This is a genomic window from Achromobacter sp. (assembly GCF_032113835.1).
GTDB lineage: Bacteria > Pseudomonadota > Gammaproteobacteria > Burkholderiales > Burkholderiaceae_B > Achromobacter.
Map to the genome: position 1 here is coordinate 92199 of NZ_DAMCTG010000009.1, position 15507 is coordinate 107705.

Consider the following 15507-nt stretch of genomic DNA (forward strand, 5'->3'; position numbering starts at 1 on the left):
CGCTGCGATCTCACCAGTGGCGATCGTCGGCGGCGGCGCTGCGGGCACGTTGCTGGCTCTGCACTTGGCAAGGTTGCACGGCATCCGCGTGACGCTGTACGACGGCGCGGGCGCTTTCGGCCGGGGCGCGGCCTATAGCGCCACGTCGCCGTGGCACCGCCTGAACGTGCCGGCGCACAAGATGGGCGGCTGGCATGCGGACGATGCCGATGGCTTTCTGCAATGGCTGGCCGACCGCGATGGCGGCGCGGCGCAGTCGCACGGCCACCGGTACATCGAGCGCGCCGTGTACGGCGAATGGCTCTCCTCGCAACTGTTCGACGCGGTGCGCGCCGGCCATGTCCAGCTTGTGACCGCCCGTGTACAAGGGCTTCGGGTCAAGCCGGGCGCCATTGCGCACTGGGAGCTGCTGCTGGAAAGCGGCCAGCGGCACAGCGCCCAGTCCGTGGCGCTGTGCCAAGGAAACGCGCTGCCGCGCGCGCTGCCGGGTTTGGCAAGCCATCCGCGCAGCATCGGCAACCCATGGCTTGCCCGGTCGCTGTCGCGCATCGGCAAGCATGATGAGGTCCTGATCGCCGGATCGGGCGCCAGCGGCGTGGACGCCGTGCTTGAACTGCAGCACACCGGACACTGCGGCCGCATCCATCTGGTGTCGCGTCGCGCCTTGCTTCCGCAGCCCGAGGCCTTGCCCGCTTATCCGTCCGCGCCGCGCCCATTCCTGTTCGATCCTTCCCGCGACCCACCTGCCCTGCGCGATCTCTACCGCGCGGTGCGCGGCGCCATCGGGGCCGATCTGGCCGCGTCCCGTGCGTGGCAGCCCACCATGGATGCCGTGCTGCGCCAGGCGGACGCGCTGTGGGACGGCCTGACACTTGCCGACCGCGCGCGCTTCCTGCGGCATGTGCGCCCGTACTGGATGGTGTTCCGGCATCGTGCCGATCCGGCGGCCCTCGCGCATCTGCAGGCCGCGCAAGACAGCGGCCAACTGCGCCGGACGGCGGCGCGCATCGCGTCGGCCGCCACGCGGGACGAGCGGCTGCACATCACGCTGCAGCGGGCAGGCCAGCCAACAACTGCCGTCGCGGCCGACTGGGTCATCAACGCGACCGGTCCCGACGAACGCTTCGCGCTGCGCGACGATCCGCTGATCGCGGGCCTGCTGCGAGACGGCCACGCTCGGATCAACGATCTGGGATTGGGGCTGCACGTGACGGCGGACGGGGAAGTCCCGGCCACAGAGGGACGGCAGACCCCAGCGCTGTTTGCGCTGGGCCTGCCCACGCGGGGCGTGTTCTGGGAAGTGACCTCGGTGCCCGCCCTGCGCGCGCGGGCGGCGCCCCTGGCCGCGCGTCTGGCGGAACGACTGCGGCGACACGGACCGTGTTGATGAAAGCCGCCTGACACCCGGGACTATCGGCCCAAGCCTCCGAGCCAGCGCGCTAGCGCCCCGGCCCGCCACCCAGCAGCTTGAACGACTGATCCGCCGCCCGCAGATCGCGCGATTCGCGGTTCCAGCCGATTTGACGCCGATAGCTGCCCAGCAATCCGGCCCGCACAAGTTCGTCTTCGGCCACCGGTGCAGGCGCATCGGCCTGGGGCGACACATACATGGCGTCTTCGGGGCACCAGGCTTCGCACATGAAGCAGGTCTGACAGGCGTCCTGGCGCGCGATGACCGGCGCCGCGCCTTCCACGATGTCGAACACATTGACCGGGCACACCCGGACGCAGATATTGCAGCCCGTGCAACGGTTGTCGCTGATGAGCTCGATCATGCCGCCAGCCTCGTTTGCGGTGCGGGTTGCGGCACGGATTGCGTTGCGGATTGCACGCCGCCCCCGTCCAACGCGCGCGGCTGCACCCACACCTCGTCCAGCCCGCCGGCGCTCAGGTGATGGTATTGCGTGGCGTCCTGCTCTAGAAAGTCGTAGCGTTTGTGCATGCCGCGCGTCTCGCGGCGGGCCAGCGCGCTGCGGTACATCCAGCGCGAGGTGGCCAGCATGGCCGCCGCTTCCCGCGTGGCCAGCAGATCCGCCGCGGCCGCGGGCGCCGCCGACCGCAAGGCGTGCCACTGCGTGTCCAGCCGGGCGACCGACGGCTCCAGCACGTCCGCCGTCCTGAAATAGTTCCGCTCGAACGGCATGACCTCGTCCTGCACCGCCTTGACCAGCGCGGCGGCATCCACGGCGCGCGCGCCGTTTCCGCGCAGGCCGGCGGCGCCCGCCGCAATGGCGATGCGTCCGCGGCCGCGCGCGGCCAGCGCGTGCACGGCGGCGCCTGCGCCCGCCCAGGATCCGGACGAGATGGCCCAGGCGGCGTTATGGCTGCCGCCCCCGGTAAAGCCGCCGCAGATGAGTTCGCGCGTCGCCGCATCGCCGGCGGCGTACAGCCCCACCACGGTGGTCGAGCAATCCGGCCCCGCCAGCCGCATGCCGCCCGTGCCACGCACGGTGCCTTCCAGCCGAAGCGTCACGGGAAAGCGCTGCGTAAACGGATCGATGCCGCTGCGATCAAACGGCAGGAAGAAATTCGGTTGCGCCGCGCGCATCGCCTGCCGCGTGGCCTCGTCCGCCTGATCCAGGCGCGCGTAAACCTTCTGGCGCAGCAGTTCGCGCGCGATGACCGAGCGCCCACCCTTGGAAGCCGCGCCGGGTATCGGCACGCCGTCGGCGTCGGTGAAGGTCGCCCAGCTATAGAACAGCGTCTTGGTCACCGAGCCGAATTCCGGCGAGATGCCGTAAGCGTTGGAAAACTCCATGCCCGACAGCTCCGCGCCCAGTTCGGCCGCCATCAGCAGCCCGTCTCCGGTCAGCACGTTGCAGCCCAGCGCCCGGCTCAGGAAGGCGCAACCGCCCGTGGCGATGACGACTGCCCCTGCGCGCACCGTCCACGCGCCGCCCCGCTGCCGGTCCACGCCCGCCGCGCCGGCGACCGCGCCGTGCTCATCGCGCAGCAGCTCCAGCACGGGGTGATGATCGAGAATTTTGCCGCCGGCCTGCTTGACCTGCTTGCGCATCAAGCGCATGTATTCCGGACCTTGCAGCGAATTGCGGCGCGACACACCGTCGGCATCCACCGGAAAGGGATAGCCCCAGTCCGCCAGGGTATTGATGCCGTCCCACGTCTGGTCCAGCACGCGGCTCATCCAGCCATGGTCCGCGAGGCGGCCGCCCATGTCGTAGCGGCTGGCCATCGCGGCGGCGCGCTTCTGCGGATCGGGATCGACATACCAGACCGCGGTGCCGGCCGCGGCCGTGGCGCCCGACGATCCGCAATAGCCTTTGTCCGCCAGGATGACGCTTGCGCCGGCCTGCGCGGCGCAGACCGCGGCCCAGGTCCCGGCGGGTCCGCCGCCGATGACCAGCACATCCGCCTCGTAACCCGAATTGGCGCTGCCTTGCGGCGCCGCGTGTTTGCCGGCCATGGAACCCCCTGCTGTGATTGCTTGCAATAGGAAGGTTCGATGGTATGCCGCCAGTCCGCCGTCACGAACGACGGATCGGCGATTTGCAAATCACCAGGGGGACGCGCTCTGTCCGGCCATCACTGCCCGGAAGATTCTCCATAGATATAGTCCCGCCGCCACGGATACGACAGATCGGCGGGACCATCCAGCTCGTCCGCGCGCCCTGTCGCGGGATGCTGCGCAAGAATCTGATGCAGCGCGATCCACCCATGCTCGAAGGCCATCGCGCTGCCGGCCAGATACAGCCGGTAGGCGCGCAGCGAGCGCTCGCCCTGGTCGGCGCCCAGAATGCGCGCCGCGTCCGGCAACCGCGCTTCCAGCCGATCGCTCCACGCCCACAGCGTGCGCGCATAGTGCGGGCGCAGGTTCTCCACGTCCAGGTCTTCCAGGCCGCCGTTGGCCAATGTCTGCATCACGACGCTGACGTGCGTCAATTCGCCGCCCGGGAAGATGTACTTCTCGATGAACTCCCCCATGCCGTTGCCGAGTTCCGCGTTATCCACGCCGGCAGCGGTGATGCCGTGATTCATGATGAGACCGCCCGGCTTGAGCAGACGCCGCAGCGTGGCGAAGTAGCCTTCCAGTTGGGCGCGGCCCACATGCTCGAACATGCCCACCGAGGCAATCTTGTCGTAGGGCTGCGACGCCTCCAGCTTGCGGTAGTCCAGCAGTTCGATGCGCACACGTCCGGACAGGCCTTTTTCCTGGATCAGCCGGCTGACGTGCGCATGCTGGTTGCGCGACAGCGTGATGCCGGTGGCGTCCACGCCGTAGTGTTCGGCGGACCACAGCAGCAGCCCGCCCCACCCCGCTCCCACATCCAGGAAGCGCTCGCCCGCCGCCAGGCGCAGCTTGCGGCAGATGTGATCCAGCTTGGCCTCCTGCGCCTGCGCCAGCGTCATGCCGGGTTCGCGGTAGTACGCGCAGGAATACACGCGGCGCGGATCCAGCCACAGCGCGTAGAAGTCGTCGGACAGGTCGTAGTGGAATTCGATCTGCCGGGCGTCGCGCTCCACCGAATGGCGCCACACCGACATCACCTTGCGCACCAGGTCGGTCAGCCAGCCGCCGCGCGCCGCGTCCATCGGCGAGCCGGGCAGCAGCGCCGCGGCCGCCGCCATCACATCGCGCATGCTGCCTTCGATATCGATGCGGCCTTCGACATAATCCTGGCCCAGCACCCCGACCTCCCCTTCGGCCAGATGCGCCAACGCGGTTTTGTCATGCGTCACGAACCGCACGCGGGGATCGGGGGGACCCAGCACGGCGCCATCGGGCAACACGAGCTGGACCGGGACAGGCAGCGCCTGAAGTTTGCGCTCCACGACAGATAGCAAAGGATTCACGGCTTATCCTCCGGATGCATAGGGACACCAGGAACGCTAACGGAAAATGCGCGCAATCTTCCTGTAAGCCCGCCCATGATAAAGTCCCCGGCTTGGCGCGGCCAATACAGCCTCTGCACTGCCACGCGCCCTGTCTCTGCGTTTTACCGCGATCTACATGCCCCCAATGCAAACATCCCGCAGCAGCCTGCCCGGTTGGCTCATTCTCATGGGCGCGCTGACGGCCATCGGTCCGTTCGCCATCGACATGTACCTGCCCGCGTTCCCCACGATCGCGGCGAACCTTGGCGTCGCCCGCGGCGATGTCGAGCGCACGTTGGCGGCGTACCTGATCGGCCTGGCGCTGGCGCAGGTGTTCTACGGCCCGATGGCGGACCGCTACGGCCGCAAGCCGCCGCTGCTGGTGGGCCTGACGCTGTTCATGATCGCCTCGCTGGGATGCGCGCTGTCGGGTTCGGTCGAAGCCCTGACCGGCTGGCGCGTCGTGCAGGCCATGGGCGGCGCGGCCGGCATCGTGATTCCGCGCGCGGTCATCCGCGACCACTACGAAACCCATGAAGCCGCGCGCGCGATGTCGCTGCTGATGCTCATCATGGGGCTCGCGCCCATCCTCGCGCCGCTGATCGGCGGCCAGCTGCTGGCCATCACCTCGTGGCGCAGCCTGTTCTGGGTGATGCTGGCGGGCGGCGCGATGCTGATGGCCGCGGTCATCAAGATCATGAAGGAATCCCTCACGCCGGACCGCGTGGTGCCGCTGCGCTGGAGCACCATCCTGCAGAACTACCGCGCCCTCTTCGCGCACCGCGGCTTCATGTCGCACAGCCTGGCGGGCGGTTTCGGCCAGGCGGGCATGTTCGCCTACATCATCGGTTCGCCGCGCGTCTTCATCGAACTCTACGGCGTGCCGCCCCAGTACTACGGCCTGCTGTTCGGCACCAATGCGCTGTCGCTCATCATCTGCTCGCAGATCAGCGCCCGCCTGCTGCGCACCCACACGCCGCGCCAACTGCAGCGCCGCGCGCTGGTCACGCTGGCCTGCGCCAGCCTTGTCGCCGTCGCCCTGACGCTGGCCGGCCTGATGACGCTGCCGCTGCTGATGCTGTGCCTGATCGCCTACATGGGCAGCCAGGGCTTCGTGAACCCCAATTCGGCGGCGCTCGCGCTGTCGGACCAGGGCAAGCGCCTGGGCGCGGCCTCGGCGCTATTGGGGACACTTCAATTGTCCTGCGGCGCCCTGGCGGGTTTTGCCGTCAGCGCCTGGCAGGCCGACACCGCCCTGCCCCTGACGACCACCCTGGCGGCCTGCGCCTGCCTGTCCTGGACGGCGGGCCGTGTGGCGCGTTCGCACACAACTTAGCCCTTTGGCTTGATTTATTTGAGAATTCCGTATTAGAATCGCGGTCTTCACATGAAGTTTCCCGTGCAGGACTACTATGCTTTGTAGTTCAGCACTCTGACCCCCAACCGCGTGTTGTGAATTTAAAGCGTGAATTCAAAGCGTGAATTCACGCATGAATTCAAGCGGGTGGCAGGCAGCGGGTATAAGCACTGGGGTGAAATCACTTTCCCCCCTCATCCACTAAGACTGGGTGGCCGGCCAAGGCAGCGCACAGCGCAGCCCACACAGCCCGGCGGCTAAACCCCCGTCTACCCCCAAAAGCGATGCGCGGCAAGAACGACACTAAAGAGGTGCATCCATGGCACGCGTATGCCAAGTGACCGGTAAAGGCCCGATGGTGGGCAACAATGTTTCGCACGCGAACAACAAGACCAAGCGCCGCTTCCTGCCCAACCTGCAATCGCGCCGGTTCTGGGTTGAAAGCGAAAACCGCTGGGTTCGCCTGCGTGTTTCGGCCAAGGCCATCCGCACGATCGACAAGAACGGCATCGACGCCGTGCTGGCCGAAATGCGTGCCCGCGGCGAACAGGCCTAATCGGCCGCCCCGCCAATCTACATACTAGGAGCACGACATGGCCAAAGGTATCCGCGAAAAGATCAAGCTCGAGTCGACCGCCGGCACGGGTCATTTCTACACGACCACCAAGAACAAGCGCAACATGCCCGAGAAGATGCTGATCAAGAAATTTGATCCGGTCGCTCGCAAGCACGTCGACTACAAGGAAACCAAGCTGAAGTAATTCAGCCGGTATCCCGCAAAAAAGGCCCTGTCATGCAGGGCCTTTTTTATTGCCGTTATTTTCTCGGCATTCATTTGCCGCCGCGCCAAAGCCCATGTTTCAATTAGGCCGCACCCGCGGCGCCCAAGGCGCGCGCGCACGGCCGATTCATTTTCACGCTGCGATAAACCCCGCCATGATCCGTCCCTGCCTCACCCTGCTGCGCCGCGCCGTTGCGCCCGCCCTCATCGCCCTGGCGCTGACGCCGTCCGCGCCCGCCGCCGCAAAAGACAAGGAACCGCCGATCCGCATCGGCGAGATCAACAGCTACAAGGCCATTCCCGCCTTTCTGGGTCCGTACAAGAAGGGCTGGCAGCTGGCGCTGGAAGAAGTCAACGCCGCGGGCGGCGTGCTGGGCAGAAAGCTCGAGGTCATCTCGCGCGACGACAACGGCAATCCCGGCGACTCGGTCCGCGCCGCGCAGGAACTGCTGGCGCGCGAAAAAGTCGAGCTGCTCTTCGGCGGCTTTCTGTCCAACACGGGTCTCGCGCTGACCGATTTCGCCAAGCAGCAGGAAGTCTTCTTCCTGGCCGCCGAGCCCCTGACCGACAAGATCACCTGGCAGGAAGGCAACCGTTATACCTACCGTCTGCGTCCCTCCACCTGGATGCACGTGGCCGCGCTGGCCCCCAAGGCGCTCGCCCTGCGCAAGAAGCGCTGGGCCATCGTCTATCCCAATTACGAATACGGCCAGTCCGCCGTGGCTACGTTCAAGGCCATGATGCAGTCGTTCCAGTCCGACGTGGAATTCGTTGCGGAACAAGCCGTGCCGCTGGGCAAGGTGGATGCCGGCGCGGTCGTGCAGGCGCTGGCCGACGCCAAGCCCGACGCCATCTTCAACGTGCTCTTTGCCGCCGACCTGACCCGCTTCGTGCGCGAAGGCAACACGCGCGGCCTGTTTGAAAACATGCCTGTCGTGTCGCTTCTGTCCGGCGAACCCGAATACCTGGAACCGCTGGGCGCCGACACGCCCACCGGCTGGATCGTCACCGGCTACCCCTGGTACGCCATCGACACTCCGGCCAACAAGACCTTCGTCGAAGCCTACAAGAAGCGCTTCAACGAGACGCCCAAGGTCGGCTCCGTGGTCGGCTATGCGTCGCTGATGTCCATTGCGCAGGGCCTGAAGGCCGCCGGTTCCGTCGACACGGAAAAGCTCGTCGACGCGTTTGCCGGCCTGAAGGTGGACACGCCCTACGGCCCCATCCAGTACCGCAAGATCGACCATCAATCCACGATGGGCGTCTATGTGGGCGTGACGGCGGTCGAAGACGGCAAGGGCATCATGAAGGACTTTGCCTACATCGACGGCGCCCGGCTGCAACCGCCTGACGAACAGGTGCGCAAGATGCGGCCGGCGCCGGCCCGCTGATGAATGTATCCGGGCTGCTGCTGCAGCTACTCAATGGCCTGGCCGACGCCAGCGCGCTGTTTCTGGTCGCCGCCGGGCTGTCGCTGATCTTTGGCGTGACGCGGGTGGTCAACTTCGCGCACGGCTCGTTCTACATGCTGGGCGTGTACCTGGCCTGGACCTTCACCAGCTACTTCGGCGGCGGCGCGGGCTACTGGTTCGGCCTGCTGCTGGCGGCGCTGGCGACCGGCCTCATCGGCGCCGCGGCCGAACTGCTGGTGCTCAAGCGCCTGTACCGCGCGCCTGAACTTTTCCAGTTGCTGGCCACCTTTGCGCTGGTCCTCATCATCGGCGACGTGGCCCTGGCGGTCTGGGGTCCCGAAGACCTCTTCTCCGCCCGCGCGCCGGGCCTGTCCGGCGCCGTGCAGATCCTGGGCCGCCGCTACCCCGAATACGACCTGCTGCTGATCGCCGCCGGCCCCATCGTATTGGGCCTGCTGTGGCTGCTGCTCATGCGCACGCGCTGGGGCCGGCTGCTGCGCGCCGCGGCCGAAAACCGCACGATGCTCGCGGCCCTGGGCGTGAATCAAGCCTGGCTGTTCACGTCGGCCTTCACATTGGGCGCCTTCCTCGCTGGCCTGGGCGGCGCGCTGGCCGCGCCGCGCGTGCCCGCCACCTTGGGCCTGGACCTGGAAATCATCGCCAGCGCCTTCGTGGTGGTGGTCGTGGGCGGGCTCGGATCGATACCCGGCGCGTTCCTGGCCGCCGTCCTGATCTGCTCGGTCAAGGCGCTGTTCGTGTTCCTGGGCCAGGTCGCCATCGGCCCGTGGGTCTTCAATCTGTCCAAGCTCACGCTGCTGGCCGAATTCGCGGTGATGGCCGTGGTGCTGGTCGTGCGGCCGTGGGGCCTGATGGGCAAGCCGCCCGCGCCGGCCTCGCACGCTGGCCCGCCCGAACGCCCCATCGCCCCCGCCGGCCCTCGGCTGCGTCTGGCCTATGTGGTGTTGCTAGTCCTATTGGCGCTGGTGCCCGTCGCCACGCTGTACTGGCCCTATCTCAGCATCCTGATGACCGAGATCCTGATCGCCGCGCTGTTTGCCGCCAGCCTGCACTTTCTGACCGGGCTTGCGGGCATGACGTCGTTCGGCCATGCCGCGTGGTTCGGCCTGGGCGCCTACGGCGCCGCGTTGCTCCTGAAGCTGGCCGCCATCCCCATGGAGGCGGCGCTGCTTCTCGGCCCCTTCGCCGCAGCCCTCGGCGCGCTGGTGTTCGGCTGGTTCTGCGTGCGCCTGTCCGGCGTGTACCTGGCCATGCTGACGCTGGCCGTCGCGCAGATCCTCTGGGCGCTCACCTATCAATGGGATGACGTGACCGGCGGCAGCAACGGATTGACCGGCTTGTGGCCGTCGGCGTGGCTGGCGCAGGGACCGTGGTTCTATTACCTGTCGCTGGCGCTATGCGCGGCTGGGGTCTGGTGGCTGCGACGGCTGGCGTTTTCACCGCTGGGCTTTGCGCTGCGCGGCGTGCGCGATTCGGCCTTGCGCGCCGAAGCGCTAGGTATGGACACCCGCCGCATCCAGTGGGCCGGATTTGTGGCCGCCTCGTTCGCGGCGGGCCTGGCCGGATCGCTCTACGCATTTTCCAAAGGCAGCATCGCGCCCGACGTGCTGGCGGTCAGCCGCTCGGTGGACGGGCTGGTCATGGTGCTACTGGGCGGCATCCAGACGCTGGCCGGCCCGCTCGTCGGCGCAGCGTCCTACACCTGGCTGCAGGACACCGCGGCGCGCAGCACGGAATACTGGCACGCGGTGCTCGGCCTGGCCATCCTGGCGCTGGTCATGGTCTTTCCCGAGGGACTGGCCGGCGCGGCGGCCCGCCTGCGCAGGAGGTCCGCATGACGACAGCCGCCCCCCTGCTGCAGGTGCGCAACCTGCGCAAATCGTTCGGCGGCATCGACGCGCTGGCCGACGTGTCGTTCGACCTGCACGCGGGCCACATGCTGGCCTTGATCGGGCCGAACGGCGCGGGCAAGTCGACGTGCTTCAACGTGCTGGGCGGACAACTGCGCCCGGACTCGGGGTCGGTGCGGCTGGACGGGCAGGAGCTTGTTGGCCTGTCGGCCGGCAAGATCTGCCGGCTGGGCGTGGGCCGCAGCTTCCAGACCGCGGCCACATTCCGGTCGATGACCGTGCTTGAAAACGTGCAGACGGCCCTCCTGTCCCGCGACCGCCTGCTCTTTAACCCGTGGCGGCGCGCCGCGCGCCATGCCGTTGACGAAGCCAGGACCCTGCTGTCGCAGGTGCAGATGGCGGACAAGGCCGGCGAGGCCTGCGGCACGCTGGCCTACGGCGACGTCAAACGCGTGGAGCTGGCGATGGCGCTGGCGCACCAGCCGCGCCTCTTGCTGATGGACGAGCCCACGGCCGGCATGGCCACCAACGAGCGCCACGCGCTGATGCGCTTGACCCGCCAGTTGGCGGACACGCAGCGCATTGCCGTCCTGTTCACCGAACACAGCCTGGACGTCGTGTTCAAGCACGCCGACCGCATCGCGGTGCTGGTGCGCGGCGGCCTGCTGGCCGAAGGCGCTCCAGCGGCCATCGCCGCCGACGAGCGGGTCAAGGCTGCGTATCTGGGCACCGAGGCGCCGCAAGGCGCCTGACAACGCCAACCACATCAACCATCACGCTGCGGGCTGTCCGGCTGGCATTCCCAGAAGATCCGGGCCGTGCAACCCGCGCAGATGTTCCGATCCAGCTTGGCGTAGATCGCATGCAGCGCCGTGGCCTTGTCCGGAAAGATGTGATCGGCGCCCAGCCGCTCCAGAAATCCGGTGCGGCGCCACATGTCCATGACCTCGGGACGTGGCCGGTGAAAGTACAGGTCGCCGCCCATCGCGCGCCGGGCCGCCAGTTCGTCGTCCCAGACCTGCGCACCGGCCAGATCGATGAAATTCATGCTCTTGGCCATCACCAGCAGATGGCGCGGCGCGCCGGGCGCCGAGCGCAGATCGTGCAGCCGCTGCGCCACGTGCGCGGCCGCGCCGAAATAGACCGACCCCTCCATGCGCAGCAGCTTCAGTTGCGGGCACTCGGGCAATGCGTCCGGCTGGTGCTCCAGCACAACAAAGCGGCGATCCAGCCCGCGCGAATCGAAGCCCATCGTGCGCATCGCGGGCCGCGACGTGCGGTGCAGATACACCATCAGCGACAGCACCGTGCCCAACAGGATTGCCACTTCCATGCGGATGGCGATCGTCGCGGCCAGGGTCGCGGCCGCGATGGCGCATTCGCCGGGCTGCGTGCGCAGCAGGTGCCGCCAGCGCGGCACGTCCAGCAGCGTCCAGGCCACCAGCAACAGCAATCCCGAAATGGCGGCATGCGGAATCAACGCCAGCAACGGGGCGGACACCGCCACCAGCAGCATCAGCAGCAGCGCCGAAAACACCGATGCCAGCGGCGTTTTCGCCCCGGCCTCGAAGTTGGGGATGGATCGATTGAGCGAACCGCAGGACAGATAACAGGAAAAGAACCCGCCGACGACGTTGGACAAGCCCTGGCCCACGAATTCGCGGTTCGCGTCGATGCGTTGCCCTGACCGCGACGCCACCGCCTTCGCAATGGAAATGGACTGCGCCAGCGCCACGATGGTCAGCGCGAAGGCCAGGCTCAGCAGATCGGGAAGCGCGCGCCAGTCGACGCTGGGCACATGAAATGGCGGCCACGGCTGCGCGATCGCGCCCAGCACGGGAACCGGCGCGTCTCCGGGGGCCAGGATCCACGTATTGAAAACCCATGCCGCGAACGTCCCAGCGGCCAGGCCGAGCAGCATGTAGGGTTTGCGCTTGTCCAGCCGGCGCGCCACCAGGGCCGTTACAAGGGTGACCAACGTCACCAGCAAGGCGCCCGGATGCACCTGGCCGAGATGCGTGGCGACGCTTTCCAGCACCGCCCCCGCGCCGTGCGATTCTGGCGTCGGAAGACCCAGCGCGTCCTTCAACGCATGCACCGCGATCAGCACGGCCGCACCGCTGGTAAAGCCAAACAACGCCGACGGCGATATGAAGTGGGCCAGCGATCCCAGCCGCAAGACCCCCACCAGCCACTGCATGACGCCGACCAGCACGGTCACGGCAAGCGCAAGCTGAATGTAGGCGGGGCTGCCCGCGGCCGCCAGCGGCGCCAGCACGGCAAAGAGCGCCAGCGAATTCGCATTGGTCGGCCCGGACATCACGTGACGGCTGGAGCCGAACAACGCCGCCACGACACAGGGCACGATGGCCGAATACAGCCCGTACTCCGGCGGCAGGCCCGCCAGCGTCGCGAACGCGACGCCCTGCGGCAGCACCAGCAACGCGCCCAGCAGGCCGGCAGCCAGATCGGCGCGCAGCGTCAGCCGGTTGACGTCATCCACCCACGAGCCGAAAAGCCGGCGCGCGACGTTCATTCCCCCCTGCATCATCCTGTCTTGTTCCCTGGGCATCGGCGCTCACGCCGGTCCGGCTAGGGTAAACGCTCGACCTTGACCACGCAACGCGCGATTCAGTGCGGATCAGCCCGCCTCGCCGCCACGGCGCGCCTTCATGGCCTGACCGATCGCGGCCAGCGCATCGTCAGGAATCAGCCGCGCCGCCATCGGCAGCAGCTCGTCCTCTTCGCGCCGGATGTGCGCTTCGTAGGCCTCGGTGAAGGTTTGGACCTGCTGCGCCGGCAATTGCGCAGGCCGCCCCGCCGCGATCTCGGACAACGTCTCGCGCAGGGGTTCCCACAGCCCGGCCAAATGCCGATGATCGGCCAACAGGCCGTCCACCAGTGCGTGCAGGCACACCGCGTCGGACCCCGCCATGGAATCGATCAGGGCGGGAAACAGGTCTTCTTCTTCGTCTTCGTGGTGATGCGCGGCCGCGGTGTCGAAATACCGGCGCACGCTGGTGGCAGCGGTTTGCGCCGCGGCGTCGCTGCCATGCGCGGGCAGGTGCGCCGCCAGCCGCGCCAGCGTGGCGCACTGGCGTGCGATGCGCCCGTGACAGGCCGACAGCAGCGCCAACGGATCGTCAGGGCCCGGCGCCGCGGCCGGCCCGCCTGGAAAGCTCACTGCCATCGCCAACCTCCGAAATCGTGTTGCGTTAACCCTGCGTGCCGCGCCACCACAGACGGATGGAGTCCCACGTGCGGCCGGCGATGCCCGCCTCGGCCACCGGCTCCAGCGCGACAACCGGGAAGTGCATGGCAGGCTTGCCGTCCACCGTCACCCGCAGTTCGCCCACCGTAGACTGCGCGGCGATCGGCGCGACCAGCGGCGCCTGCGGCGCCCAGACCGATTCGACCTTCGCGCCGGCCGGCACGGTGACGTACGCGTCCCGCGAGAAACCGACCTTCAGGCTGTCGGCCTCGCCCTTCCAGACCTCCGGCGTGGCCACGGCCTGTCCGCGCGCATACAGCTTGATCGTATTGAACCCCTGGAAGCCCCATTCCAGCAACTCGCGGCTTTCCTGCGTGCGCAGCTTGTCGGACGCGGTGCCAACGATCACCGTGATCAGCCGGCGCTGATCGTTGCCATTGGGCCGGCGCGCCGAGGCGATGAGGCAATAGCCGGCCGATTCCGTATGCCCGGTCTTCAACCCGTCAACACTGGGATCCAGCCACAGCAGCCGGTTGCGGTTGGGCTGCGTGATCTTGTTGAAGGTGAACTGTTTGGCCGAATCGTAGGTCTTGTAGAGCTGCGGAAAATCGCGGATGAAGCGCGTGGCCAGGATCGACAGGTCGCTCGCGGTGGAATACGTGTTCGGATCCGGCAGTCCATGCGGACTGGCGAAACGCGTGGCGTGCAGGCCCAGGCGCGCTGCGGTGTCGTTCATGCGCGCCACAAAGGCTTCGACGCTGCCCGACACGGCCTCGGCCAGCGCCACCGCCGCGTCATTGCCCGACTGGATCATCAGCCCGCGCAGCAGGTCGTCCACCGACACCTTGGAGTTCGGTTCCAAAAACATCTTCGAGCTGCCCGCCGGCACCTTCCAGGCCCGCGTCGAGATCGTGACCAACTGGTTCGCCGTCAGCTCTTTCTTGGTCAACGCATCGAACACCACGTAGGCCGTCATGATCTTGGTCAGGGACGCCGGCTCGATGCGCGTCGTGGCCGCGTGCGACGCGATGACCTGACCGCTGGTCTCATCCAGCAGCAGCCAGGCCTTGGCCGACAGCGCCGGCGCGGGCATCGATTGCGCCATCGCGCTGGATATACATGCGGTCGCAACGAGCAGGCTCGCCGCCAACTTCTTCATCAACATATAGCTGCTTCAGTTCCATGTTCTGGTTTTATTCGGGTGCGCGCGATCGCAAGGGAAAGGCCTGATTCCGGGGACTTTCAACGCCTGCCTGCCGCGCGCGCCGCCCGCAATTGGAACACGCGCCGCCAGATAGGTTCATCCGCATGCTTCGCGGCGGCGGCTTTTTCGCGCGCGTTCGCAGCGATTTCCAACGCGCGCGCAGCCATCGAACATCGCCCGCGAAATCGCCGGCGAATGTCACGACATCTTGCGAAACCCCTTGCAGAAAGCACTTTTCTGCGTCGAAAACAACAAACAGTGGCTTAAAACCCGTTGGAAAGCCGCTTTTACCGCCACTCTTCCGCTATCATCGGGCGCGTAGCGTCAAATGCCGATATCCGGCACGCGCTGCTCCATGTCCTCAACTACGGATTTTGACCATGGCCACGAAAGCTAAAGCTCCTGCCAAGAAAGTCACCAAGACCGCCGTCAAGGCGCCCGCAAAGAAGGCAACTGCCGCCAAGCCCGCCGTGAAGCCGGCAGCCAAGAAGGTCGTCGCCGCCAAGAAGGTCGCTGCTGCCCCCAAGGCCATCAAGGCTGCTCTGAACAAGACCCAGCTCATCGCCTACATCGTTGAGCAATCCGGCGTCGAAGCCAAGTCGGTCAAGGCCGTCCTGGCCAGCCTGGAAACCTCGGTGCTGGGTTCCGTGGACAAGAAGGGCGCTGGCGAATTCACGCTGCCCGGCCTGTTCAAGGTTGCCGTGCAAAAGGTTCCCGCCAAGGCCAAGCGCTTCGGCAAGGATCCGTTCACGGGTGAAGAGCGTTGGTTCCCCGCCAAGCCGGCTTCGGTCAAGGTGAAGGTTCGCCCGCTCAAGAAGCTGAAGGACGCCGCGCAGTAATT

14 protein-coding genes are annotated in these 15507 nt (G+C 67.2%); 8 read left to right on the plus strand and 6 right to left on the minus strand.

All coding sequences use genetic code 11. The annotated features are described in order from the left end of the window. The first annotated feature begins 16 nt into the window (after positions 1–16). On the plus strand, positions 17–1387 hold the full coding sequence (locus tag RT697_RS05985; RefSeq protein ID WP_313697429.1) for an FAD/NAD(P)-binding protein: 1371 nt from the start codon (positions 17–19) through the stop codon (positions 1385–1387). Positions 1388–1439: 52 nt separating this feature from the next. On the opposite strand, the gene RT697_RS05990 is transcribed toward RT697_RS05985, so the two are convergent. The 3 genes from RT697_RS05990 to RT697_RS06000 form a co-directional block, all read right to left on the minus strand. Further along, on the minus strand, positions 1440–1775 hold the full coding sequence (locus tag RT697_RS05990; RefSeq protein WP_313697430.1) for a ferredoxin family protein: 336 nt from the start codon (positions 1773–1775) through the stop codon (positions 1440–1442). Further along, positions 1772–3424 (minus strand): FAD-binding protein, encoded by a 1653-nt coding sequence (locus RT697_RS05995; protein WP_313697431.1) that lies wholly within the window; start codon positions 3422–3424, stop codon positions 1772–1774. Before RT697_RS05995 ends, RT697_RS05990 begins: the two co-directional genes overlap by 4 nt. A gap of 119 nt (positions 3425–3543) precedes the next feature. Beyond that, on the minus strand, positions 3544–4812 hold the full coding sequence (locus tag RT697_RS06000; protein WP_313697432.1) for a class I SAM-dependent methyltransferase: 1269 nt from the start codon (positions 4810–4812) through the stop codon (positions 3544–3546). Positions 4813–4969: 157 nt separating this feature from the next. Here RT697_RS06000 and RT697_RS06005 point away from each other — a divergent pair, with 157 nt between their 5' ends. The 6 genes from RT697_RS06005 to RT697_RS06030 all read left to right on the plus strand — a co-directional run bounded on the left by RT697_RS06005 (position 4970) and on the right by RT697_RS06030 (position 11003). Beyond that, positions 4970–6169, plus strand: a complete 1200-nt coding sequence (locus RT697_RS06005) for a Bcr/CflA family multidrug efflux MFS transporter (protein WP_313697433.1) — start codon at positions 4970–4972, stop codon at positions 6167–6169. A gap of 340 nt (positions 6170–6509) precedes the next feature. Next, positions 6510–6746, plus strand: a complete 237-nt coding sequence (gene rpmB, locus RT697_RS06010) for a 50S ribosomal protein L28 (protein ID WP_056564075.1) — start codon at positions 6510–6512, stop codon at positions 6744–6746. Positions 6747–6783: 37 nt separating this feature from the next. Then, positions 6784–6951: a 50S ribosomal protein L33 gene (rpmG, locus tag RT697_RS06015; RefSeq protein ID WP_003810296.1), complete on the plus strand. Its 168-nt coding sequence runs from the start codon at positions 6784–6786 to the stop codon at positions 6949–6951. A 175-nt stretch (positions 6952–7126) separates the two neighbouring features. Then, the gene (locus tag RT697_RS06020) at positions 7127–8362 is read left to right on the plus strand and encodes an ABC transporter substrate-binding protein (protein ID WP_313697434.1); all 1236 of its coding nucleotides are present in this window, start codon (positions 7127–7129) and stop codon (positions 8360–8362) included. Then, positions 8362–10239: an ABC transporter permease gene (locus RT697_RS06025; protein ID WP_313697435.1), complete on the plus strand. Its 1878-nt coding sequence runs from the start codon at positions 8362–8364 to the stop codon at positions 10237–10239. Before RT697_RS06020 ends, RT697_RS06025 begins: the two co-directional genes overlap by 1 nt. Continuing rightward, a complete protein-coding gene (locus RT697_RS06030) occupies positions 10236–11003 on the plus strand; it encodes an ABC transporter ATP-binding protein (protein ID WP_313697436.1) in 768 nt (255 codons plus the stop codon). Before RT697_RS06025 ends, RT697_RS06030 begins: the two co-directional genes overlap by 4 nt. Positions 11004–11017: 14 nt before the next feature. Here RT697_RS06030 and RT697_RS06035 read toward each other — a convergent pair whose 3' ends face one another. The 3 genes from RT697_RS06035 to RT697_RS06045 form a co-directional block, all read right to left on the minus strand. Continuing rightward, on the minus strand, positions 11018–12787 hold the full coding sequence (locus RT697_RS06035; protein WP_313697437.1) for a SulP family inorganic anion transporter: 1770 nt from the start codon (positions 12785–12787) through the stop codon (positions 11018–11020). Between the two features lie 105 nt (positions 12788–12892). Then, positions 12893–13441, minus strand: a complete 549-nt coding sequence (locus RT697_RS06040; RefSeq protein ID WP_313697438.1) for a hemerythrin domain-containing protein — start codon at positions 13439–13441, stop codon at positions 12893–12895. Between the two features lie 25 nt (positions 13442–13466). After that, positions 13467–14627 (minus strand): D-alanyl-D-alanine carboxypeptidase family protein, encoded by a 1161-nt coding sequence (locus tag RT697_RS06045; protein ID WP_313697439.1) that lies wholly within the window; start codon positions 14625–14627, stop codon positions 13467–13469. A gap of 419 nt (positions 14628–15046) precedes the next feature. Here RT697_RS06045 and RT697_RS06050 point away from each other — a divergent pair, with 419 nt between their 5' ends. Continuing rightward, on the plus strand, positions 15047–15505 hold the full coding sequence (locus tag RT697_RS06050; protein ID WP_312430229.1) for an HU family DNA-binding protein: 459 nt from the start codon (positions 15047–15049) through the stop codon (positions 15503–15505). Positions 15506–15507 lie beyond the last annotated feature (2 nt).

Coding starts and splice junctions, on each gene's coding strand:
- RT697_RS05990 (WP_313697430.1), bottom strand. CDS start 1,775: ATGATCGAGCTCATCAGCGACAACCGTTGCACGGGCTGCAATATCTGC.
- RT697_RS05995 (WP_313697431.1), bottom strand. CDS start 3,424: ATGGCCGGCAAACACGCGGCGCCGCAAGGCAGCGCCAATTCGGGTTAC.
- RT697_RS06005 (WP_313697433.1), top strand. CDS start 4,970: ATGCCCCCAATGCAAACATCCCGCAGCAGCCTGCCCGGTTGGCTCATT.
- rpmB (WP_056564075.1), top strand. CDS start 6,510: ATGGCACGCGTATGCCAAGTGACCGGTAAAGGCCCGATGGTGGGCAAC.
- rpmG (WP_003810296.1), top strand. CDS start 6,784: ATGGCCAAAGGTATCCGCGAAAAGATCAAGCTCGAGTCGACCGCCGGC.
- RT697_RS06020 (WP_313697434.1), top strand. CDS start 7,127: ATGATCCGTCCCTGCCTCACCCTGCTGCGCCGCGCCGTTGCGCCCGCC.
- RT697_RS06025 (WP_313697435.1), top strand. CDS start 8,362: ATGAATGTATCCGGGCTGCTGCTGCAGCTACTCAATGGCCTGGCCGAC.
- RT697_RS06030 (WP_313697436.1), top strand. CDS start 10,236: ATGACGACAGCCGCCCCCCTGCTGCAGGTGCGCAACCTGCGCAAATCG.
- RT697_RS06035 (WP_313697437.1), bottom strand. CDS start 12,787: ATGAACGTCGCGCGCCGGCTTTTCGGCTCGTGGGTGGATGACGTCAAC.
- RT697_RS06040 (WP_313697438.1), bottom strand. CDS start 13,441: ATGGCAGTGAGCTTTCCAGGCGGGCCGGCCGCGGCGCCGGGCCCTGAC.
- RT697_RS06045 (WP_313697439.1), bottom strand. CDS start 14,627: ATGTTGATGAAGAAGTTGGCGGCGAGCCTGCTCGTTGCGACCGCATGT.
- RT697_RS06050 (WP_312430229.1), top strand. CDS start 15,047: ATGGCCACGAAAGCTAAAGCTCCTGCCAAGAAAGTCACCAAGACCGCC.